The following is a 23,244-nucleotide window of genomic DNA, read 5'->3' on the forward strand; positions in this document are numbered from 1 at the left end:
TCCGGTCACGCATCAACACGACCGCGCCAGGTAATCGCCGGATGATCATCAGGTACGGGCTCAGCCGACGGCGGTGCCGACAAGAGCGCCAACCGCGGCTGTCACGGCCATGGCGGCCGATCCGCCGAGAACGACACGGATCGCCGCCCGCGTCCGCCGCGCGCCACCGAGCGCGGCGCCGATGGCGCCGAGCAGCGCCAGCCCAACCTCAGTAATCACGATCAGTAACACGGTTCTGGCCGTGTCTGAGCCGGCGAGCAACGCCACCAGCGGAAGCGCCGCGCCCAGGGCGAAACTCAGCGCCGAGGCCGCGGCGGCCTGCCCCGGACGGGCGGCGCTCTGCGGCGACTGGCCGAGCTCGTCGCGGGCGTGCGCGGCAAGCGGGTCGGTGCGGCTGAACTCCACAGCCACCTCCCGGGCGAGCCGGGGGCTCAGCCCGCGCTGGATGTAGATACCGGTCAGCTCCTCCAACTCCGCGTCGGGATCGCTCGCGAGCTCCGCGGCCTCGACGGAGAGATCCTCGCGTTCGGCGTCCTTCTGGGAGCTCACCGAGACGAACTCCCCGGCGGCCATCGACGCCGCCCCGGCAACCAGCCCGGCCAGACCCGCGGTCAGCACGGCCGTCCGGGACGCCGACGACACGGCCACCCCGAGCATCAGGCTCGCCGTCGATACCAGCCCGTCGTCCGCGCCGAGTACCGCGGCGCGCAGCCAGCCCAGCCGTCCACCGTGATGCCTCTCCTCGTGCCCTGATCTCGCCACGAGTCCTGAACGCTACCGGCCCGGCTGGCTGCCGGGCCCAGCCGGCTGCCGACTCGACTGCTGGCTGTCAGTTCATCGACACCGTCGGCTCATCTGACACCGTTGCTGTGCGCGCGCTCGGCGGGGCCCCACAGCTCGCGGATGGTCTGGAACACCTTCTGGTTGTGGCTGAACTCGATCACGTTCCCGTCCGGGTCGGTCACCGCGCAGACGTAGCCGACCGGGTCGGGCAGGTCCTGCGGCTCCCAGTGCAGACAGCCCGCGGCCCTCGCCCGATCGGCGATCGCGTCTATCTCAGCACGTTGCGTAACCTCGATCCCGATGTGCGCGAACGGAGTCATCGTCGGCTGCCGGTGCCCACGCTCGGCGTTGAACTCGGCCAGGACCAGCACGAACGGATCCTGCCACTGCCGATCGTTGGACAGCCACGCGCTGCGGCCAGCGGCATCCTGACGGGTCGCGACCACCACGAGCGGGGTCATCGTCGTGTAGAAGTCGATCGAGGCGTCGATGTCGCTGGACGGGAGGGCCACGTGTGTCCACCGGGGGCGTGTGAGCATCGGAGAACTCCTTGTTTTCCCATCTGGTCGGCTCGCCGTTTCCCGGCGGCCGGCCCGGCGTTTCCCGCCCAGTCGGCCGACGTGGTTGCGCGCCGGACTTCTTCTTCCCGATGTTGTGCCCGAGAACACGGCTTTGCCCACGTCGGGAACCCGACCGCGGAAACGTACTTCCACCAACCGCCCGAACGCCGGTGTTATGCGCCCCTGCCCGCCACCACCCGACCACGCACGACAACCAGCAACGGCTCGGCGAGTACCCGGACGTCCACCCGCGGATCCTCGGAACAGACGACGAAATCCGCCGGTGCCCCTTCGGCCAGCCCGGCGAAACCAAGCCAGGCACGCGCGGCCCAGGTCGCCGCCGACAGAGCCGCCACCGCAGGCAGTCCGGCCCGTACCAGTTCGGCGACCTCGTCCGCGACAAGGCCGTGCGGCAGCGACCCGCCGGCATCCGTGCCGACGTAGATCGGGATGYCCGCCTCGTGGGCCTGGCGGACGGTGTCGTAGCGGCGGGCGTGCAACGCCCGCATGTGCGCGCTGTAGGCGGGGAACTTCTCCGCCGCCCCGGCGGCGATGCCCTCGAAGGTGGCGATGTTGACCAGGGTCGGCACGATGGCGACGCCATGCTCGGCGAAGAGGGGAATCGTCTCGACGGTCAGCCCGCTCGCGTGCTCGACACAGTCGATCCCGGCCTCGACCAGGTCGGTGAGGGAGTCCTCGGCGAAGCAGTGCGCGGTGACCCGGGCGCCGGCGGCATGGGCCGCCGCGATCGCGGCCTGGGCGGCATCCCGGGGCCAGCAGGCGGCGAGGTCCCCGGTGGCCCGGTCGATCCAGTCACCGACGATCTTCACCCAGCCGTCGCCCCGGCGGGCCTGCTCGGTGACGGTGGCGGCCAGCTCGGCCGGCTCGATCTCCACGGCGTAGTTACGGATGTAGCGTTTCGTCCGGGCGATGTGACGGCCGGCCCGGACCAGCCTGGGCAGGTCCTCGCGGTCGTCCACCCAGCGGGTGTCCGCGGGCGAGCCCGCGTCCCGGATCAGCAGCGTGCCCGCGTCCCGGTCGGCGCGGATCTGCCGCTCGGCGGTGTCCCGGTCGACCGCTCCGTGGGCGTCCAGCCCCACATGGCAGTGCGCGTCCACCAGGCCGGGCAGCACCCAGCCCGACACCGTGCGCGCGTCGGCGGCGCGGGCGCCGGTCGGAGGCGTGAACGTGATCCTCCCGTCCACAACCCACAGCCCGTCCCGGACCTCCTCGGGGCCGACCAGCACCGGGCCTGTGATCCTCAATGTCTCGGAAGCAGCCACCCCACCTGTGTAGCCGAAGAGCACCCGTCCGGACGAGAAGAGCACATGTCCGGACGAGGAGAACGGCGGCCTGCCGCGGGTATGCCGTGAGAGCGTGCGTGCCATGGGAGTCCTGGACACCGTGGGCGTCGCGGCCGCCGGCCTGCTGGCCGGAGCGGTGAACGCGGTGGCCGGCGGCGGGACCCTGATCGCCTTCCCGGCGCTGCTCGCCACCGGGATGCCCGCGCTCACCGCGAACGTCACCTGCTCGGTCGGGCTGGTCACCGGATACGCCGGTGGCGCGTTCGGCTACCGCCGGGAGCTGACCGGGCAGGCCGCCCGGCTGCGGGCGCTGGCCGGCCCGGCGCTGTTCGGCGGACTGGGCGGGGCGGTCGTGCTGCTGGCCGCCCCGGCGGACTCCTTCCGGGTGGTCGTTCCCTACCTGGTGCTGGTGGCCTGCCTGCTGCTCGCCGCCCAGCCGCGACTGGCCGCCATCGTGGCCCGGCGACGGGCCAGCGGGCAGGCAGTGGCCCGGCGACGGGCTGGTTGTGGGGTGGCTGTGACCTGGCCGACCCGGGCCGGGGTGTTCGTGGCCGGGGCCTACGGCTGCTATTTCGGCGCGGGCCTCGGCGTGCTGCTGCTCGGCGTCCTGGGCATCCTCATGCCGGACGACCTCCAGCGCACGAACGCGTCCAAGACCCTGCTGTCGTTCGGCGTCAACGCGGTGGGCATCGCCGTGTTCGTGGTGAGTGCGCGGGTTGCCTGGGGATTCGCCGTGGTCCTGCTGCTGGCCTCCGGCGCCGGTGGGGTGCTCGGCGCACGGGCCGCCCGGCTGCTGCCGGCCACCGCGCTGCGCACGACCGTGATCGCTCTCGGGGTGGTCGTCGCCGTCATCCTCATCGCCACCGGCTGACGGCCGGGCCGGATCTCACACCACCGGGGACAGGCCACCGTCGACGTTGAGCGCGGTCCCGGTCACGTAGGAGCTGCGCGGCGAGAGCAGGAAGGTCACGACGTCGGCGAACTCCGCCGCCCGGCCGACACGGCCCAGCGGTATCCGCGCGTCGCGCGCCATCCGTTCGTACAACGTCCGGACGGGGGTGTCGGTGGTGGCGGCCCGCCGTTCCCACTGGCCGCTTTCGACCAGGCCGACCAGCACCGCGTTGACCCGGATCCCGTACGGGCCCCATTCGCTGGCGAGCGCCTTGGTCAGCGCCAGCCCGGCGGCCCGGGACACCGAGGACGGCAGCGACGCCGCCGGCGGTGCCTTCGCCGCCGTCGCGAGCACGTTGACCACCGCCGCGGCGTCCGAGGCGCGCAGATGGCCGAGCACCAGACGGGACAGCCGGATCGCCGCGAACAGCTTCAGCTGCAGGTCGTCCTGCCACTGCTGGTCGGTGACGGAGGCCAGTTCCCCGCCCGCGGACCGGCCGGCGTTGTTGACGATCGCGTCCACCCGGCCCCACCGGCTGTGGGCCGCGGTGACGAAACGGTCCAGCGCGTCGACGTCGGTGACGTCCGCCGGTACGGCGAGGACGTCCCCGCCGGCGGCGCGCAGCTCGTCCACGGTGAGCTTTAGCCGGGCCTCGTCACGGGCACAGATCGCCACCCGCGCCCGCTCGGCGACGAGGGCACGCGCGACGGCCGCCCCCAGCCCGTCGGAGCCCCCGGTGACGAGAACGACCCGCCCGGCGAGCTGCAGATCCATGTGACCTCCGGGACCGGACGGGCTGGGCTGAACGGGTGCTGGCTGAATGTGGCCGGCGGGGTATGGGATGACTCGTGGCTGTGGTCTCACTCTACGACGTCCTCGGGGTGCCGCCGGCTGCCTCCCAGGAGCAGATCGTGGCCGCCTACCGGCGGGCGGCGCGGCGCACCCATCCGGACGCCGGTGGCAGCGAGCAGGCCTTCGAGCGGGTCAGCAGGGCGTACGAGGTGCTGGGCGATCCCGAACGGCGGCGTGACTACGACCGGCGCACGCACGCCCACCCCGTGCCCGGCCAGGCGGCCGGTGACGCACCGGGGCGGGCTGGACGGACGGAGTGGGCGCAACAAGGGGTTCGCCGTCGGTATCTGGCGATGATGGCCGTCTGCGTCACGCTGTTCGTACTCGCGGGCGGTGTGATCCGGCTGGTGTCGGTGCCCGCGGCGCTGGCGATGATGCTCGTCGCCGCACTCATCCCCCCGGTTGCCACCCTCATCGCCAACCGGTCCCGATGAGCGGTTACAGCAGAGAGCTCACGGTCACAGGCTGGGTGCGAGTTCCACCATGCGTTCCACGTCGGCGCGGTAGGACAGCAGACAGGGTATGGGGACGTCAAGCCGCTCACCCGTGCGGACGAGATCATCATAGATTTCGTAGAGGTCCACCGGGCCATACCGGCCGTGATTCACCGACATACGCTGGAGCAGCTCACCACGGAGCATGAGCCGGACCGCCGGGGTGACGGTGGACGGCGGCAGCAGGAACGGCCGCGCATCCTGCGCGGTACGCACGTCGGCCCCGCGCACCGCGCAGATCTGCATGGCYTCGCGGCCGGCGTGCAACGCGTCATAAACCGCCCGGTTGCTTCGGGTGAAAGGCTCGAAGCCGCGGGCGCGGGCGGCACCGCATATCCATGCGGCGGTGCTCGCGAAATGCACCCACAGCCAGTGTTCCATGTTGGGGTGGATTTCCGGCCGGAAACCGGCCTCGGCGAACAGTGCCACGAGACGGCCCAGGTTCTGCTCGGCGGTGTCGGTCGTCGGGCCGTACAGCGCGTGCCCGGACACGCTCGACCCGAGCATGATCCCGCCCTCGAGCGCACCGTCGAGGATGTTGTCGATGATGCCGCCGCCACCGCGTGGCGCGCCCAGCACGTACTGGTCCTTGCCCAGGTGGGCGTCTATGAGGTCAAGTCCGCACCAGTTGTTGTTCAGGAACAACACAGTGGCGGAACCGAGGTTGCGCGCCAGTTCCGGCAGGACATCCGGGGTCTGGGTGTGCCGGACGGCGAGCACGACCAGGTCGACGCCGTCCGTGGGACGCAACTCGGTGACAGCATGGGGGCGGAACCGCTCGACGACCTCTCGGCGGYGCCTGCCCCGTACGTCGAGAATCCGCAGGCCGATACCGTCGGACCAGTGGGCCAGCTGTTCTGGGCGGACCAGCACACTTACGTCATGCCCGGCCCGTGACAGCGCCCAGGCGTGCAGCGTTCCTATCGCTCCGCTGCCGAACACCACAATACGCATACCATCCAGTATCGATTACGGGCCGGGACGTTCGTCAGAGTCGACGGCCCGCACGAAACCGGTACAAGGGCCCGGTCGGCCGGCGGCCTTCCCGCGAAAGAAGGCCCGCCGAGCGACCGCGGCCTTCCCGCGGAAGGCCGTATGTCTTACCTCGATGTCACCGCGCTTTACCTCGATTTCACCGTTCAGGCCGGGGTGCCACGGCGGCGACGGCCGCGATGGCCGTCGAGGAGCGTTTTCCCGGGCCCTCTGGTGTGCGGCGCCGACGGCGGATGCGCCGTGGACGGGCCGGTCGTCGGGCCGGTCGAGGCTGTCGAGGCTGTCGAGGCTGTCGAGGCCGGCGTGTCCCAGCGGCGGGACGCCCGGCGGCGGTGCGGCGCGACCGTGGTCAGCACCTCCGAGGGGTCGACGAAATAGCCCGACTCCTCGTCGAGTACCCAGGTGTACGCGACGGAGATGTCGAAGTAGAGGCCGACAAGCTGCAGCCCGCCCTGCTCCAGCGCCCCCCGGACGGCGGGATGGGCACGCAGGTGCTCCAACTGCTGGACGACGTTCGCCCGGCCCAGCTGCTCCAGCGGGGACARCCCCTCCGTACCCGGCAGCGGCAGGCGCGCCAACGCCCCGCGGGCGTGGGTCAGCCACCCCGCCAGCGCGGAGTCCGGATCGTTGTCGAGGTCGCCCGAGAGCAGCGCCTGCATCGCGCCGCACCCGGAATGCCCGCACACCACGATCGAGGGAACCTTCAGGACGGTGACGGCGTAGTCCAGCGCGGCCGTTACGGACAGGTCGCTGCCCGGCGCGATGTGGGCGCCGCGCTCGGACGCGCCGGGCGGGACGAGGTTACCGACGTTACGGATGGTGAAGAGATCACCGGGGCCGCTGCTGGTGATGATGTTCGGAACCACCCGGGAGTCGGCACACGTCAGGAACAACGCGCTGGGGCGCTGCGCCTCGGCGAGCCCGCCGAGGGTGCCACGCAGCAGCGGGGCGGCCCGGCGGTGGAACTCGGCCACGCCGACGAGCATCGTGCTGACGGGATGCGCGTGACCGGCCGCGGGCCCGCGACCGGTCACACCTGTTCCGATTGACTGCCGAGAATCGGCCGTCGAGGAGTCGTCGGTCTGGTGATCGCTCTGGATGTCGGCGTCCCGCGGRCCGGCCTCCTGGGAGTCAGTGTGCGCGGCGGCCAGCTCCTGYCACTGCGACCAGGGTGCGAACCAGCGGGGCAGGTGCGGGACGACGGTGCGGCGCCGACCCGCCGGAGCGTCCTGGGCGGGCCGGAACCAGGCGTGGCCGATCTCGTCGACCGTCACGCTCCCCCCGGCCCGCTCGTGGTCGGTGCACCAGGTGTGCAGATGCTCGAATGCCGCGTGGTCGAGGTAGTCCACCACGAGCTCGATCAGCACGGGCGTGCCCCGGGGGATCCGGCCGAGGATCCGGGACAGCCGGGGCAGGGAGACGAAACTCAGGGTCCCCTCGACCTCCACCTGCCACAGCTCACCGGAGCGGACCAGGTGGATGCTGGACCACAGCACCCGGCGCAGGATCAGGCCGAGCGCGGTGACCAGACCGAGCGCGACGCCCTGCAGCAGGTCGAGAGCGACGACACCGACCAGTGTGACGACGTACACGGGCAGCTCGCCGTGCCGACGCACATGGCGCAGATGGGAGATGTCGACCAGCCGGATCCCCACGACCACCAGCAGCCCGGCCAGGGCGGCCAGGGGAATCCACTCGATCACCCCGCCGAGGAACACGGCGAACAGCAGCACCCACACACCGTGCAGGACCGCTGATGCCCGCGTCCTCGCCCCGGCGGCGACGTTGGTGGAACTACGGACGATGACACCGGTGACCGGCAGGCCGCCGGCGAGGCCGGAGAGGATGTTGGCCGATCCCTGGCCGAACAGCTCACGGTTGAGGCTGACCGGGCGCTGCCCGGGACGGCGCGCGCCGGGGAGCTTCTCCACCGCGACCGCCGACAGCAGGGATTCGACGCTCGCGACGACGGCGACGGTGAGGACACCGACTACGATCCCGCCCCAGGCGCCATCCGGGAACCCCGGCAGCGACAGCGAGCTGAGGATCGAGCCGGGTAGATCGACCCGGGGCAGGTCGAGGTGGAACGCGGCGGCGGCGGCGGTCCCGAYGGTGACCGCGGCCAGCGGCGCGGGAATCGCCCGCACCTGCCTGGGCAGCACCTTGGCCAGCCGGGGCCACAGCAGGATGATCGCCATCGTCACGATACCGATCAGCGTCGCGGCGTTGTGGTTGTCGATGATCTGCCCGGGCAGCGTCGCGATGTTGTCCAGGGCATGGCTTTCCGGTTTACCGCCGAGCACGACGTGCAACTGCCCGAAGACGATGGTCAGCCCGATACCGCCGAGCATCCCGTGCACGATCGCGGGCGAGACGGCGACCGCCGCGCGGGCGACGCGGCTGACCGCGAACAGGATCTGCACCACGCCCGCGGCGGCGGTTATCGCGCAGGTGACCTGCCATCCGTAGCTGGACACCAGGCCCGCGACGATGACCGTCAGCCCTGCCGCGGGGCCGCTGACCTGCAACGGCGCGCCGCCGAGCACGCCGGCGACGACGCCGCCGACCACGGCGGCGATCAGTCCGGCGGCGACCGGCGCGCCCGAGGCGACCGCGATGCCCAGCGACAGCGGTATCGCGACCAGGAACACCACCAGCGACGCCTGCAGGTCGGGCCGGAAGGTACCGGGCACGAGCGGGCGCCGACGGGATCGGCCGCGGCCGGTGCCTTCCGGCGCGGCGGGCGGCGAATGGCTGTGCTGTGACGAGGATGATGCTGATGGTGATGACGGGACGTGTGGGACGGCCACGCGACGCTCCTCAGGGTCGGGTCAGCACCGGACAGAGCTGTCGCGATGGAGCGGCTCCGAAGGGGTCGCCAAAGACAGCCATACCCACGTCGAAGCCGGCCCGTGGGCGATGTCCGCCCGCATCCGACCGCCAGTCCGAGTCCTGTCAGTGATGGCCCTGCCACTGGCAGGGCCATCACTTGCAGTAACTAGTTGATGCATTCTGAAGAACGAAGGAGGGTCGCTCCGAGTTTCCGGCTGTGACGTTCACCTCAAAAGGTGTAAAACAGCCACCCCTCGGGCCTTGATCCAACTGTGCAGGCCCCAGGACCGCGGGCCCGGACGGGAGCCGCCCGGCACGGGCCCGCCGCCGCCCGCCGGAGTGGCGGCGTCGACCCCGACGACGAGGGAGACGGTGTAACCGTTGGTAACGTCACCGGTGACGGTGCCGAGCTGGCGCGCGCCCCCGTCGTCGCCGAAGACGTTGTCGCCGTCCAGGCTGACCCTCGAGATGTTCCGGGCCGAGGCCGCGTAGTCCTGCCGGGCGTAGACCGTGGCGCAGACGTCCTCGGGAAGGGCGACCTGCGAGGTGGTGATGGCGTTCGCGACGTCGGCGATGCTGGCCTCGTCGGGATAGACCTCGAAGTGGATGTGTGGCCGGCGGCCGGCGTAGCAGGCCGRGAAGATGCTGGTGAAGCGCACGCGCCCCGCGGAGTCGGCGATCTGGACGCCGCGCAGGTAGTTCTGGTCGGTGGCCCCTGCGGAATAGAGCGAGTAACGGCCCTCACGATCACAGTGCCAGACGTAGACGGCCGCGCCTGTGAAGGGGCTGCCACCTTTCGCCAGGTCCTGGATGACCAGTTCGAGCGTCATGGGGACACCCTCGGCGGTACCGCTGGCCCCGCCGAAGCTCGACCGGATGTCGCCGCGCACGATACCGCTGTCGTCCAGCACGTTCGGGCCGTTGGAGCCGTCACCCGGGTAGGGGCCGGCGGTCTCGTCCGGGATCTCACCCGACGCGGCGGCCACCGCCGCGGACGACGACGACGCGGACGACGACGATGACGACGAACCGCTGCCGCACGCCGCGAGGCCGGCCGCGGTGACGCCGAGGCCGAACAGCCGCAGCATCTGCCGGCGGCCCAGCAGGATCCCGATGTCGAAACCGAGGCCCTGGTCGACGATGTCCTCGTCCGGCCTGGCCACGGGCCGGCCCTCGTATGTCGCCATTCGTCGGCGTTGCTGTCCGTTCGGCATCACATKMTCCGATCATGGCTGTCCGTCTGGTCTGTCTGCCTCCTGYGGGTTCCACTGTGGACACGAACCAGAAGAACTGGCTGTGCCTGGACGAAGAACTGGCTGTGCCTGAGCTGAGCTGTGCCTGAGCCGAGCTGTCCATGCCCGGGCTGAGAATGCGCTGCGGAGCTGGCTGCGATACCTCGGAAGGGACCCCGCCGGGCGACCGTCGGCAGGTGCGTCAGCCGGGTGTGTCAGCCGTTGACGACCGCCTGCCGCTGGGCCACCGCCTGCCGGACGCCGGCCAGCGCGTCCGCGATGGTGTCCGGGTTGCTGCCGCCGCCCTGGGCGAGGTCGTCCTTGCCGCCGCCACCACCGCCGAGGATCTTCGCGGCGCCGCGGACGAGCTCCCCGGCCCGGATCCCGCGTTCCCGCGCCGGGGCGTTGGTGGCCGCCACGATGACCGGCCGTCCGCTGGCCACGGCCGCGACCGCGACGACGGCCGGGCGGTCCGCCGGCACCCGGCCACGGATGTCGATGGCGAGCTTGCGCAGGTCGTCCGCTGAGGTGCCGTCCGCGGCCCGGTGGGTGACCAGCGCGGTCCCGCCGACGTCCTCGGCCGCCCGGGCGAGGTCGCCCGCGATGGCCAGCACCTGCGCGGCCCGCAGCTTCTCCAGTTCCTTCTCGGCCTCCCGCAGCCGGCCGAGCACCTGGGACAGCCGCTCGGGCACGTCCGCCCGCGGGGCCTTGAGCACATCGGTGATCTGCGAGACGAGCACGGCCTCCCGGGCCAGGTAGCGGTAGGCGTCCAGGCCGACGAGGGCCTCCACCCGCCGCACCCCCGCCCCGACCGAGGCCTCCCCCAGCAGCTTGACCAGGCCGAGCTGGCCGGAGCGGCGGACGTGTGTGCCACCGCAGAGCTCGCGGGAGTAGTCCCCGATGGAGACGACCCGGACCCGGTCGCCGTACTTCTCGCCGAACATGGCGATCGCGCCGGTCCGGCGTGCCTGGTCGATGTCCATGACCTCGGCGCGGACGTCGAGGTCCTCGGTCAGCACCTGGTTGATGGTCTCCTCCACGTCGGCGAGCACCGAGGGCGGTACCGCCGCGGCGGCGGAGAAGTCGAAGCGGAACCGGCCGGGGGAGTTCTCCGAGCCGGCCTGCGCGGCGGTCGGGCCGAGCGCGTCCCGCAGGGCCTGGTGGGTGAGGTGGGTGGCGCTGTGGGAGCGCGAGATCGCCGCCCGCCGGGCCGGGTCGATCTCCGCCTGGACGTCCGCGCCGAGGGTGACTCCCCCCGTGCGCACCCGGCCACGGTGGACGATCAGCTCGGGCAGCGGCTTCTGCACGTCGAGGATCTCGATCTCGGTGCCGTCGGCGAGCCGGATGACGCCGGCGTCGGCGAGCTGCCCACCGCCTTCGGCGTAGAACGGCGTCCGGTCGAGCACGATCTCGACGTCGTCACCCTGCGCGGCATCCCGGGCCGCCGCGCCGCCGACCAGCAGCCCCCGCACGCGCGCCTCCTCGGCGCCGCTGCCGTATCCGGTGAACACCGACGGGCCGGCCGCCGCCAGCACGTCCCGGTACGCCGAGGTGTCGACGTGGCCGGTCTTCTTCGCGCGGGCGTCGGCCTTGGCGCGCTGCCGCTGCTCGGTCATGAGCCGGCGGAAGCCCTCCTCGTCGACGGTCAGGCCCGTCTCGGCCGCCATCTCCAGGGTGAGGTCGACTGGGAAGCCGTAGGTGTCGTGCAGCTGGAACACCCGCTCGCCGGGGATGACGCTCCCGCCGGCCTTCTTCGTCTCGCTCGCGGCCAGGTCGAAGATGGACGTGCCGGTGCGCAGCGTCTGGAGGAAGGCCGCCTCCTCGGCGGTGGCGACCGAGTCGATCCGGACGCGGTCGGTGACAAGCTCCGGATACTGCGGGCCCATCGCCTCGATGGTGGCGTCGACCATCTCGTGCATGGTCGCGTCATGGGCGCCGAGCAGGCGCATGTTGCGGATCGCGCGGCGCATCATCCGGCGCAGCACGTAGCCGCGCCCCTCGTTGCCGGGCAGCACCCCGTCACCGATGAGCATCACCGAGGTGCGCACGTGGTCGGCGACCACCCGCAGGGACACGTCCGAACGGTGCTCGGCGCCGTAGCGGGCGCCGGTCAGTGCGGACGCCCGGTCGAGGATCACCCGTGAGGTGTCGATCTCGTAGAGGTTGTCGACGCCCTGCAGGATGGTCGCGAGCCGCTCGAGTCCGAGGCCGGTGTCGATGTTCCTTGAGGGCAGGTCACCGAGGATCGGGTAGTCCTTCTTCGAGGATCCCTCACCGCGGACGTACTGCATGAAGACGAGGTTCCAGATCTCCAGGTACCGCTCGCCGTTGACGGCGGGGCCGCCTTCGGCGCCGAACTCCGGCCCGCGGTCGTAGTTGATCTCCGAGCAGGGCCCGCACGGGCCCGGCACGCCCATCGACCAGAAGTTGTCCTCCATGCCGAGCCGCTGGATGCGGTCGGTGGGCACGCCGACCTTGGAGTGCCAGATGTCGGCCGCCTCGTCGTCGTCGAGGTACACCGTCACCCACAGCCGGTCCTCGGCCAGACCGTAGCCGCCATCGGCCACCGGGGCGGTCAGCAGCTCCCAGGCCAGCGGGATCACGGTCTCCTTGAAGTAGTCCCCGAAGGAGAAGTTCCCGCACATCTGGAAGAAGGAGCCGTGCCGGGTGGTACGGCCGACCTCCTCGATGTCGGTGGTCCGCACACATTTCTGGACGCTGGCGGCGCGGCTGTACGGCGGGGCGACCTCACCGAGGAAGTACGGCTTGAACGGGACCATCCCGGCGTTGACGAGCAACAGGGTGGGGTCGTCCGCGATGAGGGATGCCGACGGGRCGACCGTGTGGCCCCGGTCGGCAAAATAGCGCAGCCAGCGGCTCGCGATCTCAGCGGACTTCATTCCGACCTTCCTGCCCGGCGAACGACGCGCCATCGACGTTCCATCGGCGCGCGATGCGGATGCCGGGCGTGCCCGGCCAAACGCCGATGGCCCATCGTAGCCAGTCGAGCGGACAGGACACGATCGTCGGGCCGCCCGGCACACCGCGTGCGCCGGGCGGCCCCGCCCCGCTTCAGAGCTCGTCAGGCGTCGCCCCCGGACGGCGGCGACGGGCCGCGACCCGCAGGATCACACCGCCGCCGACAAGCGCCGCGGCGATCGCCGCCATCGCGCCGGTCTCCGCGCCGGTGAAGGGCAGCCCACCGGTGCTGGGATACTCCTGGCCGGCCGGGCGGACCGGCTCCTGGCCGACGACCGCCGGGCCATCGCCCCCGGGCACGGGGGGCAGCACCACCGGGACGCCCACGCCACCGCCACCAGGCGCGGGCTCTTCCGTGTCGTCGCCACCGCTGTCACCACCGCCACCACCGATACCACCGATACCACCGATACCGAAAGCGACGCCGACACTACCGGCACCGCCGTCGGGGCTGCCCCAGCCGCCGACGGCCACCCCGACCCGCGGGTCACCGCCGTTCCCACCAGCGGATGGAGCCCCGCCGGCGGAAGGAGCGGCGGACGGGTCGGTCACGGTCACGGTCGCGGTCACCGTGCGCTGCGGCAGCCCGTCGAGCGCCGTTCCGCCGACCTCGGCCACGGCGTCTGGCAGCCCCGCCGGCAGCCCCTCCGGTAGCCCGAGGCCGGGATCAGCCGCGGATGGACCGGTGCCGGTGATGACGTAGTCGCCGGGTGCGGTGAAGGCCGGCGGCCGCAGGCTGAAGCTGCCCTGGTCGTCGACTGTTGCCGTACCGACCGTGTTGTTGTTGACCCGTATGGTGATGGTGCCGCCCGGGGCGAAACCACCGCCGCCGAAGAGCACCGACTCGCCAACTGACACCGATCGCGCGCTGACCGTGGCGGCACCGAGCGGGCCGGGGCGATCAGGATGATCGGGATGGTCGACGGACGGGCCGGCGTGTGTGGCGGCCGCCGGATCCACCGCCGTACCCAGTGCCAGTCCGCCCCCCACGAGCAGCGCGACTGCGAATGTGCGAAACCTCATGGAAGCACTCCCCCTGCCCGGATTCCGGACAAGCTTGTTGACGCATGAATACGAAGAGTATATGTACCATTGCTCTCCGTGTCCACAACATTGGGCGTCCAGTCGGTTTCGCCCGGTGGGCGACGTCCTGGCCCGTCCTGTCACTGGCCGCGCTTACGCCGGTGGGAGCCGGCCGGCCGCGCGTTGAGCGTCAACGGTGTCGTCGCGTCGTCTGCCCGACTGTCGGTCAGCCTGTCGGTCAACCTGCCGGTCAGGGTGTCGGCCAGGCTGTCGTCGGTCAGGTCCGCCGGGCGTTCGGTGGTCAGCTCGGTGCCGGCTGCGACCGCGGTCGTGCCACCGGCCCGACGGTGCTGGTCTCGGTGCTGGTCTCGAAGCTGGTCACGGTCGCCGCGCGCGTTCGCCGTGGCGCTGTCGCGGCCACCGACGGGATGGTCGTACGGTTGATGCTGTGCCGCGATCCTCAGTTCGGTCTGCGGACGATCGGTCCTTGGGCGGCCACCCCCCGGACGATCGGAGCGGGCCGCGGCCGGGATGAGCACCGGATGATCCGCGAAGGCCCGGGGCGGGTCGGCCGGGGCGTAACCGCCGTAGGCGTGATAGCCGTCGTAGGCGGCGTCCGGCCCCTTGACCGGGACCATGGCGAGAACGGCGCCCAGGATGCGGGCGTCGACCAGCCGCAGCGCGTCCGCGGCCCTGGCCACCTGCTCGCGCCGGGTCCGGCTGGCCCGCACGATCAGCACGGTGCCGTCGGCCTGGGCGGCGAGCACGGCCGCGTCGGTCACCGGGAGCAGCGGTGGCGCGTCGATCAGGACGAAGTCGAAACGGGCGGACAGCTCGCCGAGCAGGTCACTCATCCCCCGGGATCCGAGCAGTTCGCTGGGATTCGGCGGCAGCGGTCCGCTGGGCAGCACGTGCAGCCGGCCGTCGACGTCGCCCCAGGGCAGCAGCACGTCGTCGAGGCCGGCGGTGCCGATCAGCACGGAGGTCAGGCCGGCCGCCGTCTCTATCCCGAGATAGTCGCCAAAGGACGGCCTGCGCAGGTCGCCCTCGACCAGCGCCACCCGGGCGCCGGTCTGCGCGAGGGTGACGGCCAGGCGGCAGATCGTCGTCGTCTTGCCCTCGTCGGGCATCGAGCTGGAGACCAGGATGGTGCGTGGCGGGGCGTCCACGTCGACGAAGCGCAGGTTGGTCCGCAGCTGCCGGAACGCCTCGGCGTTCGCCGAGTGCCCGCCCTCCGGCACGATCAGGGGGGACTGGGCGCCGGTCGCGTCGAAGGCGATCGTGCCCAGGGTCGCCAGCCCGCTCGCCGCGGTGACGTCGGCGGCCGTGGTGACCCTGGTGTCGAACCGGTGCCGGACCACCGCCGCGGCGACGCTGGCGAGCAGGCCGGCCAGCACGCCGAACGCGACAGCCCGCACGGGCTGCGGCGATATCGGCCTGGTCGGCGTCTTCGCCTTCTCCCACACGCTCACCCGGACCAGCGGCGCCTTGTCCGGGGACGGGCTCTCGATCTGCGCGATGGCCTGGGAGAAGACCTCACCGACCGTGTCGGCGATCAGCTGGGCGCGGTGGGGGTCGGTGTCGGTGACCACGGCACGCAGCAGGACGGTCTCGGGGACGGTCTGCGCCTGGATACGGCCGCGCAGCCGCTGCGGGCTCTCGTCGAGGTGCAGCTTGTCGACGACGGCCGCGGCGACCCGGTCGCTGGCCACCAGATCGGCGTAGGACTTGACCCGCTGCTGGGACAGCAGGCCGCCCTGGTAGGCCGCCGCGGCGCTGTCGGTCGTGTCCGACGACGAGACGACCATGGTCGTTACAGCGGCGAAGGTCGGCGTCTGACGCCACGAGACAGCCGCCGCGAACAGGCCACCGAGCAGGACGCAGATCACGATGAGCGGCCAGCCCCGGCGCAGCGCTCTGACGTACTCCCGAAGTTCCACCAGCGGACCAACCCTCCCCCGGAGATGTACTCCGGTAACCATATCAACACTCTGAGCAACCAACATACTCGATGTACATCTGTACAGTCACCATCCGTAGTTATTACTCTATGGAGCCATGCATGAACAGAAGGCTGTTGGCGAATCGGCGCCCGCACCGGTGACATCGGGCGGCCGGCTGCTGYGGGGCGGGCTACGCCGGCACGTCGGACTGCAGATCGGACTCGACGCCGCCTGCCTGGTGACCGGGTTCGGCGCCGCCTACCTCGCCCGCTTCAGCGCGTCCCCGTTGACCAACGGCGAATTCTGGATGATCACAACGGTCGCGGTCTGCCTGCTGTACTTCGTCGGCACGGCTGGACACCTCTATCTGGGCCGCTACCGTTTCGGCGGCTTCGACGAGGTGCTGGCGCTGGTCTGCGCGGTCGCGTCGACGACGGTCGGAGCCGTCGTCGTCGACGTCGCCCTCGGCCGTTCCGAGCGGATGCCGGCCGAGATCCTCCCGCTGGCGGGCGCGGCCGGGCTCGTCCTGATGTTCGGCGTCCGCTACCTGTGGCGGCTGGCCGGGGAGCGCCGCCGCCGACGGCAACGGGCCGGCAGCGAGCCGATCATCGTCTTCGGCGCGGGTGAGGGCGCCGACCGGGTGTTGGCGTCGATGTCGGGCAGCCCGGACAGCCCCTACACGCCGGTGGCCCTGCTCGACGACGATCCGGGCACCTGGAACCTGGCGCTCGGCGGCGTGCGGGTACGCGGTGGGCGCGGGGCCATCGCCACGGTCGCCCGCCAGACCGGCGCCCGCACCCTGCTGGTGGCCATCCCCAGCGCCGACGCCGCGCTGTTACGGGAGATCACCACCCTCGCCGAGGACGCCGGCCTCACCGTCAAGGTGCTCCCCCGCGTCGCGGACCTCATCGACGGGCGGGTCGGCGTCCACGACATCCGTGACCTCGACATCACCGACCTGCTGGGACGCTGCCAGATCCAGACCGACGTCGCCTCYGTGGCCGGCTACGTCACCGGCCGGYGGGTGCTCGTCACCGGGGCCGGCGGCTCGATCGGCTCGCAGCTGTGCCGGCAGYTGTACCCCTACCGCCCCCAGGAACTGGTCATGCTGGACCGGGACGAGTCCGCGCTGCGGGCGGTCCAGATATCCATCCACGGCCGGGCGGCCGCCGACGACGAGACGGTGGTGCTGTGCGACATCCGCGACGTCGAGGCCGTCAACGCCGTGTTCGCCCGGTACCGGCCGCAGGTGGTCTTCCACGCCGCCGCGCTGAAGCACCTGCCCCTGCTGGAACGCTTCCCCGGCGAGTCGGTGAAGACCAACGTGTGGGGGACGATGACCGTCCTGGACGCCGCCGTGTCGGTGGGCGTCGAACGGTTCGTCAACATCTCGACGGACAAGGCCGCGAACCCGACCAGCGTCCTGGGCTACTCCAAGCGGATCACCGAACGGCTGACCGCCGGGGTGTCCGCGCACGCCCGCGACGGGGTCTTCGTCAGCGTGCGGTTCGGCAACGTCCTGGGCAGCCAGGGCTCCGTGCTGCGGGTGTTCGCCAGCCAGCTGGCCGCGGGCGGGCCGCTGACGGTCACACACCCGGACGTCACCCGCTACTTCATGACCGTCGAGGAGGCGGTGGAGCTCGTCGTCCAGGCCGGCGCCCTGGGCGGCAACGGGGACGTCCTCATCCTCGACATGGGCCGGCCGGTACGGATCGCCGACGTCGCCAGCCGGCTGGCCGGCCGCGGCCCACGGCCGGTCGAGGTGGTCTACACCGGGCTCGGCCCCGGGGAGAAGCTGCACGAGGACCTCTTCGACGACAACGAGCGCGACATCCGCCGTCACCATCCCCTGATCTCGTACGTGTCCGCGCCGGCGATCGACCGGCAGCAGGTCCTCGCGCTCGCGCCCTGGGGGGATCCCGGGGCGCTGCGCACGACACTGCGCCAGCTGGCGAGGCCGCACCCGGCCCTGCCACACCCCGCCGAGCCGCATCCGCTGGAAACCCGGCCGCGCGCGGCGGAGACACCGAGCGTGGTCGGCAACGACCGGTGACCGATGCCTGCCGGCGCGCGCCGGCCGGGTGGGCGGATGAGGCGTTCGCCACTCGTGGGGGTATTCCAGTGGTTATGGTCATCGCGTGGATCGCTGGTTCAATCTCGTCGGCGCCGACAACGTCCGGGATCTCGGCGGACTACCGACCAGGGACGGAGCGTCGACCCGGCCGGGGCAACTGCTGCGCGGCGACACCGTCCAGGAGCTGACCAAGGGCGATGTTGTTACGTTACGTAACGACTATGGTCTGCGCACGGTCATCGATCTGCGCGCCGAAGCGGAGATCGCCCGGGAGGGCCGCGGCCCGCTGGCGGCCGAGGCTGTCGCCTACCACAACCTGTCGTTCCTCCCCGGCGAGTTCGTGATGGCCGACGACCCGCGCTACCCCCTCATCGTCGCCGACCGCGCCTCGCAGGACCGGGTCGAGCACTACCTCGACTACCTGCGCGGGGCACCGGACGCGGTCGCCGGTGCCCTGCGGCTGCTCGCGGACCCCGGCCGCCTGCCGGCGCTGTTCCACTGCGCCGCGGGCAAGGACCGCACGGGCGTGCTGGCCGCCGTCGTGCTCGACATCGCCGGGGTCGAACGGGACGCGGTCATCGCCGACTACGTGGCGAGCAACGAGCGGATCGACCGGGTGGACCGCCGGCTGGCCAGGCGTCCCACCTACGACCGGGCCCGCAGCAGCGCCAGGACGGACGGCATGAGCTGCCGGCCGGAGGTCATCAGCCGCTTCCTCACCACGCTCGACGACACCTGGGGCGGCGCGGCCGGGTGGGCCCGGCACGCCGGCGTGCCCGACCACGCGCTCCGCTCGTTGCGGGCCAACCTGACCGACTGAGCAGGGTGGCGGACATCCCATGCGAACTGCTGGCACCAACTGGTGTTACCGGGTCCATACAGCTGACTGGACCACCCAGCACAATGGGGTGGTGGACGCGACACCGCCTCGTCGGCACCGCCGACCCGACCAGCCCTGGCCGGTACACGGTGTCTCCCGGCGGCAGCCGTCCCGCGGCGCCCCACAGATGCTGGTCCTGTTCGTGGCCGCGACCTGCCTGAGCACGGTCCTCACCGGCTGCGGGGAGGGTATTTCCCGATCCGCGTCGAAAGTTCCGCGTGACCTGATCCCCCTCTTCCAGAATGCCGCGGCGGTCTACGGTGTCCTCACCGCGGCCCAGCTCGCGGCCCAGGCCCGGGTGGAGAGCAAGTTCAACCGCGACGCGGTGTCCCGTGCGGGTGCCCGCGGCATGATGCAGTTCCTGCCCGGCACCTGGGAACAGTTCGGTGTCGACGGCAATGCCGACGGCGCGGTCGACCCGCTGGATCCGGCGGACGCCATCCTCTCCGCCGCGCGTTACGACGCCCACCTGGCCCAACTCGTCCAGAAACTGCCCGGTGACCGTGTCTCGCTGATCCTGGCCGCCTATAATGCGGGGCCCGCGGCTGTCCGCGATGCCGGCGGAGTTCCCGATTTCGCCGAGACGCGGGCATATGTCGCGAACGTCCACAACTGGACCAGCCGATTCAACAACCAACTCTAGACACCTGCCGGCGGCTTCGCCCCCGCACCGTCCGAAGCCCCGGAAAAATCGATGGAGAAAACAATGACCGACAATGGTGGGCGGTGACACGGCCGCTGCCGGACGCCGACGCCGCCCCGCCGCCCGCCGTCGACTCGGCACCCGCCGCGAACCCGGCGGCCACTGTCGACCCGGCGGTCGAGGACGTCATCCGGCGGATCGAGCGGTCCAGCGGCATGCTCGCCAGCCGCGCGGTGGCCCGCATGCACGAGGTCCTGCCCTGGTTCACGCCCATGTCGGCCCGGCACCGGGCCGACATCCAGTTGGTGGTGCAGGCCGGGATCTCCTCGTTCGTGGAGTGGTGCCGGCGTCCCCAGCACGCCCGGGAGCTGTCCGGGGACGTGTTCCGAGTCGCTCCCCGTGACCTCGTCCGAGCCGTCACCTTCCGCCGCCTGGTCGAACTGGTACGGGTGGCGGTCGAGGCGATCGAGGCCGAGGTGCCCGCCCTGGCCGGCCCCGACCACGAGCAGCGGCTGCTCGCCGACGTGCTGCGCTACTCCCGTGACATCGCCTTCGCCGGCGCGGTCGTCTACGCCCGCGCTGCCGAGGAGCGGGGCGCGTGGGACGCCCGGCTGGAGGCGCTCGTCGTGGACCACGTCGTGCGCGGCGAGGTGGAGCGGGCGCTGCCGTCACGCGCGGCGGCGCTGGGCTGGCGCAATCCGCCGGCCGTCGCGGTGATCGTCGGGGACACCCCGGACCACTCCCCCGAGGTGGTCGTCGACCAGGTCCACCGCCTCGGACGCGGGGCCGGTCTGGAGGTGCTCACCGGCGTCCACCACGAACGGCTGGTCGTCATCGTCGGTGGGGACTTCGTGGCCGGGTCCGCGCGGCGGCCGGCCCGGCCCGGTGGCGTCGGGTGCGGACGTGCCCTGCTCGACGCCGTCGACGCCCTGTTGCCGGCCTACGGGCCCGGGCCGGTCGTCATCGGCCCGGTCGCCGCCGACCTGGCCACGGCCGCCTCCTCGGCGCACGCGGCGCTGGCCGCGGCCGACGTGGTCACGGCGTGGCCGGCCGCCCCGCGCCCGGTGACCGCGCAGGCGCTCCTGCCGGAACGAGCGCTCGCTGGCGACACCGGGGCCCGCCGAGCACTGATCGAGGACGTGTACACGCCGCTGCGGGAGGCGGGGGCACCGCTGCTGGCGACGGTGGGTGCCTACCTCGACTTCGGTGCCTCGCTGGAGGCCACGGCCCGCGCCCTGTACCTGCATCCCAACACGGTCCGTTACCGACTTCGCAAGGCAGCCGACGCGTGCGGGCTCGACCCGACGGACCACCGGGAACGGTTCACCCTGCACGTGGCGCTCATCCTGGGCCGGCTCGCCACGGTGTGACCGCCGGCGGGCCGGTCGATCAGGCGATCGGCCGGCCCGCCGGCCCGCCGGCCGCGGCCGTGATCGTCAGCTGTTCGCTGCCGTGACCGACCATGTTCGGTTCGGCGTTCGGTTCGGCGTTCGGCACGGCGTTCAGCGCGGACTCACCGACGCCTGATCCGACGGGGCACGTTGCCATCACTTGTCGCCCCTGTCACCGAATTCCCCACCGGCCTGGCGATGGGCAATAAAGATATGGGACGACCGAATCACTTTGTAGAGATCCCACAATGAGCCGACGGCACAACGGTGAGTGCCCGCCAGCGACAGCCGGTGGGCGGGAAGGGTTAGGTGGTCCGGTGCTCGCTATCCTCGCCCCAGGTCAAGGTGCCCAGACTCCCGGTCAGCTGAAACCCTGGCTTGAGATCGGCGGTGTCGAGCCCCGGTTGCGATGGTGGTCGGCGGCCGTCGGAATCGACCTTGTGGACGTCGGCCGTGACGGCTCCGCGGAGACGATCCGCGACACCGCCGTCGCGCAGCCGTTGATCGTCGCGACCGGTCTTGTCGCCGCCGAACAACTTTCCCTTCCCCGGACGGGGAATCTTCTTGTCGCCGGGCACAGTGTGGGGGAAATCACCGCTTCTGTCCTGGCCGGTGCTCTGGACGCTGAAAGCGCGCTGCTCTTCGTCGCATTGCGCGGCCGTGCCATGGCCGAGGCCGCGGGGCGCGTCCCCACCGGTATGACGGCGGTCGTCGGCGGCGATCCGGACGAGGTCACCGAGCATCTGCGCCGGCTGGACCTGACCGCGGCGAACCGCAACGGCGCCGGGCAGATCGTCGCGGCCGGCTCCCTCGAGGCGCTGGCCCGCCTCGCCGAGGAGCCGCCGCCGCGCGCCCGGCTGCGCCCACTGTCCGTAGCCGGCGCCTTCCACACCCACTTCATGCAGCCCGCCAGCGACCAGCTCGCCGGGGTCGCCCCCGGACTGCGCCCGCGTACGCCTGTCGTGGCCCAGCTGTCCAACGCCGATGGTAATGTCATCGACAACGGTCCCGAGCTGGTCCAGCACCTTGTCGATCAGGTCGCCGCACCGGTGCGGTGGGACCTGTGCCTGGCCCGTATGCGTGATCTCGGGGTGACCGCCATCGTGGAACTACCACCCGCCGGGACGCTGGCAGGCATAGCCAAAAGGGAGCTCACCGGCGTGCAGATCCTTGCTGTGAAGACACCTGACGACCTRCCCGCGGCCCGTGAGCTGATCGCCCGCCACACGGACGCGCCGAGCGGCGGCGATCCGGATGGCGGCGGCGATCCGGCGGCGGCATCCTCCACCGCAGCCGGGCTCGTGGGAGCAACGCGGTGAACGGCTCCCGGCTGATGGGGATCGGCACCTACCGTCCCGCCCGCCTGGTGACCAACGACGACCTGGCCAAGCGGGTCGCGACGTCCGACGAATGGGTTCGCTCGCGGACCGGCATCGCCACCCGCCGGATCGCCGACACCGACGAGACCATCGTCGCGATGGGATCCATGGCCGCGGAGAAGGCGCTCGCCGCGGCCGGCATCGACGCCGCCGAGCTCGACATGGTGCTGCTGGCGACCTGCACGAACCCGTCCCAGATCCCGGGCTCCGGGCCGCAGATCGCGCACCGGCTGGGCGCCGTGCGCGCCGGCGCGCTCGACATCAACGCCGGCTGTGCCGGGTTCGCGTACGCCCTGTCGGTGGCTTCGGACATGGTCCGGGTGGGAAGCGCCCGACACGTTCTGGTGGTGGCGGCCGAGCGGCTGTCGGACTACACCGACTGGGATGACCGCTCCACCTGCATCCTGCTCGCCGACGGCGCCGGAGCCGCGGTGGTCGGGCCCGCCCCGACCCGCGAGATCGGCCCGGCGGTCTGGGGCCACGACGGCGGGAAGGCCGGCGCCATCCGGGTGCCCGGATACGGCGACAACCTCTTCCGCATGGAAGGCCAGACGGTGTTCCGGTGGGCCATCACCCTGAYCCCGACGGTCCGACGCGCCTGCGAGCTCGCCGGTGTCGCGCCGTCCGAGCTCGCCGGTGTCATCCCGCACCAGGCCAACCTGCGGATAATCGACGCGCTGGTGGCCGGCATCGGCGCCACGAACGCCGTGGTCGCCCGGGACGTGGTCGAATCCGGCAACACCTCGGCCGCCAGTATCCCGCTGGCATTCAGCCGGATTCTCGACGGCGGCCAGCTGCGGCCGGGCGACCCCGTCCTGCTCTTCGGCTTCGGCGCCGGCCTGACCTACTGTGGTCAGGTCGTGCGTTGCCCATAGGATTCATCTCATCGGCCGAGGACGACACGAGCCTGGTTGTTCGCGTCTTCCGGCGGTCTTTGTCAAAACCAGTTGGAACCAGTTTGGCCGATGGTGGCACGGGCAAATCCGCCCG

At 71.7% G+C, this 23,244-nt stretch carries 19 protein-coding genes; 8 read left to right on the forward strand and 11 right to left on the reverse strand.

Annotation, left to right across the window (positions count from 1 at the left end; genetic code table 11):
- Positions 1-60 precede the first annotated feature (60 nt).
- The 3 genes from BL254_RS06945 to BL254_RS06955 form a co-directional block, all read right to left on the reverse strand.
- Complete coding sequence (locus BL254_RS06945) at positions 61-762, reverse strand: VIT1/CCC1 transporter family protein (RefSeq protein WP_047221428.1); 702 nt, start codon at positions 760-762, stop codon at positions 61-63.
- Positions 763-851: 89 nt separating this feature from the next.
- On the reverse strand, positions 852-1,322 hold the full coding sequence (locus BL254_RS06950) for a VOC family protein (RefSeq protein ID WP_013874716.1): 471 nt from the start codon (positions 1,320-1,322) through the stop codon (positions 852-854).
- 194 nt (positions 1,323-1,516) lie between these two features.
- Positions 1,517-2,626 carry an amidohydrolase family protein gene (locus BL254_RS06955; protein ID WP_076842918.1) on the reverse strand — a complete coding sequence of 370 codons (1,110 nt, stop codon included), beginning with the start codon at positions 2,624-2,626 and terminating at the stop codon, positions 1,517-1,519.
- 103 nt (positions 2,627-2,729) lie between these two features.
- On the opposite strand from BL254_RS06955, the gene BL254_RS06960 reads away from it, so the two are divergent.
- Complete coding sequence (locus BL254_RS06960) at positions 2,730-3,518, forward strand: sulfite exporter TauE/SafE family protein (RefSeq protein ID WP_047221494.1); 789 nt, start codon at positions 2,730-2,732, stop codon at positions 3,516-3,518.
- 15 nt (positions 3,519-3,533) lie between these two features.
- Here the strand turns inward: BL254_RS06960 and BL254_RS06965 are convergent, their stop codons facing one another.
- Positions 3,534-4,313, reverse strand: a complete 780-nt coding sequence (locus BL254_RS06965) for an SDR family NAD(P)-dependent oxidoreductase (protein WP_047221427.1) — start codon at positions 4,311-4,313, stop codon at positions 3,534-3,536.
- Positions 4,314-4,387: 74 nt separating this feature from the next.
- On the opposite strand from BL254_RS06965, the gene BL254_RS06970 reads away from it, so the two are divergent.
- Positions 4,388-4,825, forward strand: coding sequence for a J domain-containing protein (locus BL254_RS06970; RefSeq protein ID WP_047221426.1), 438 nt, complete (start codon positions 4,388-4,390; stop codon positions 4,823-4,825).
- Between the two features lie 24 nt (positions 4,826-4,849).
- Here the strand turns inward: BL254_RS06970 and BL254_RS06975 are convergent, their stop codons facing one another.
- From BL254_RS06975 to BL254_RS07000, 6 genes are all read right to left on the reverse strand, one after another.
- Entirely contained in the window at positions 4,850-5,839 is a 990-nt protein-coding gene (locus BL254_RS06975) for a ketopantoate reductase family protein (protein WP_076842847.1), read from the reverse strand.
- A 185-nt stretch (positions 5,840-6,024) separates the two neighbouring features.
- Complete coding sequence (locus BL254_RS06980) at positions 6,025-8,571, reverse strand: bifunctional SulP family inorganic anion transporter/carbonic anhydrase (RefSeq protein ID WP_305775647.1); 2,547 nt, start codon at positions 8,569-8,571, stop codon at positions 6,025-6,027.
- Positions 8,572-8,934: 363 nt separating this feature from the next.
- Positions 8,935-9,897 carry a 3,4-dioxygenase subunit beta gene (locus tag BL254_RS06985; protein WP_254857873.1) on the reverse strand — a complete coding sequence of 321 codons (963 nt, stop codon included), beginning with the start codon at positions 9,895-9,897 and terminating at the stop codon, positions 8,935-8,937.
- 260 nt (positions 9,898-10,157) lie between these two features.
- Positions 10,158-12,842: an alanine--tRNA ligase gene (gene alaS, locus BL254_RS06990; RefSeq protein ID WP_076842849.1), complete on the reverse strand. Its 2,685-nt coding sequence runs from the start codon at positions 12,840-12,842 to the stop codon at positions 10,158-10,160.
- A gap of 172 nt (positions 12,843-13,014) precedes the next feature.
- Entirely contained in the window at positions 13,015-13,944 is a 930-nt protein-coding gene (locus tag BL254_RS06995; protein WP_076842850.1) for a hypothetical protein, read from the reverse strand.
- A gap of 140 nt (positions 13,945-14,084) precedes the next feature.
- Positions 14,085-15,884: a polysaccharide biosynthesis tyrosine autokinase gene (locus BL254_RS07000; protein ID WP_076842851.1), complete on the reverse strand. Its 1,800-nt coding sequence runs from the start codon at positions 15,882-15,884 to the stop codon at positions 14,085-14,087.
- A 118-nt stretch (positions 15,885-16,002) separates the two neighbouring features.
- Between BL254_RS07000 and BL254_RS07005 the strand changes: the two genes are divergently transcribed.
- The 4 genes from BL254_RS07005 (at position 16,003) to BL254_RS07020 (ending at position 20,854) form a co-directional block, all read left to right on the forward strand.
- Positions 16,003-17,940 carry a nucleoside-diphosphate sugar epimerase/dehydratase gene (locus BL254_RS07005; RefSeq protein ID WP_076842852.1) on the forward strand — a complete coding sequence of 646 codons (1,938 nt, stop codon included), beginning with the start codon at positions 16,003-16,005 and terminating at the stop codon, positions 17,938-17,940.
- An 85-nt stretch (positions 17,941-18,025) separates the two neighbouring features.
- Positions 18,026-18,781, forward strand: a complete 756-nt coding sequence (locus BL254_RS07010) for a tyrosine-protein phosphatase (RefSeq protein ID WP_047221420.1) — start codon at positions 18,026-18,028, stop codon at positions 18,779-18,781.
- A gap of 19 nt (positions 18,782-18,800) precedes the next feature.
- Positions 18,801-19,484 (forward strand): lytic transglycosylase domain-containing protein, encoded by a 684-nt coding sequence (locus BL254_RS07015; protein ID WP_086055199.1) that lies wholly within the window; start codon positions 18,801-18,803, stop codon positions 19,482-19,484.
- An 83-nt stretch (positions 19,485-19,567) separates the two neighbouring features.
- Positions 19,568-20,854 (forward strand): CdaR family transcriptional regulator, encoded by a 1,287-nt coding sequence (locus BL254_RS07020; protein ID WP_047221418.1) that lies wholly within the window; start codon positions 19,568-19,570, stop codon positions 20,852-20,854.
- 19 nt (positions 20,855-20,873) lie between these two features.
- Here BL254_RS07020 and BL254_RS26905 read toward each other — a convergent pair whose 3' ends face one another.
- Complete coding sequence (locus BL254_RS26905) at positions 20,874-21,032, reverse strand: hypothetical protein (protein WP_157180352.1); 159 nt, start codon at positions 21,030-21,032, stop codon at positions 20,874-20,876.
- Between the two features lie 160 nt (positions 21,033-21,192).
- Between BL254_RS26905 and BL254_RS07025 the strand changes: the two genes are divergently transcribed.
- Positions 21,193-22,194 (forward strand): ACP S-malonyltransferase, encoded by a 1,002-nt coding sequence (locus BL254_RS07025; RefSeq protein WP_047221417.1) that lies wholly within the window; start codon positions 21,193-21,195, stop codon positions 22,192-22,194.
- Positions 22,191-23,129 carry a beta-ketoacyl-ACP synthase III gene (locus BL254_RS07030; protein WP_076842853.1) on the forward strand — a complete coding sequence of 313 codons (939 nt, stop codon included), beginning with the start codon at positions 22,191-22,193 and terminating at the stop codon, positions 23,127-23,129. Before BL254_RS07025 ends, BL254_RS07030 begins: the two co-directional genes overlap by 4 nt.
- The last annotated feature ends 115 nt before the right edge of the window (positions 23,130-23,244 follow it).

Source organism: Protofrankia sp. BMG5.30 (assembly GCF_001983005.1).
Taxonomy (GTDB): domain Bacteria; phylum Actinomycetota; class Actinomycetes; order Frankiales; family Frankiaceae; genus Protofrankia; species Protofrankia coriariae.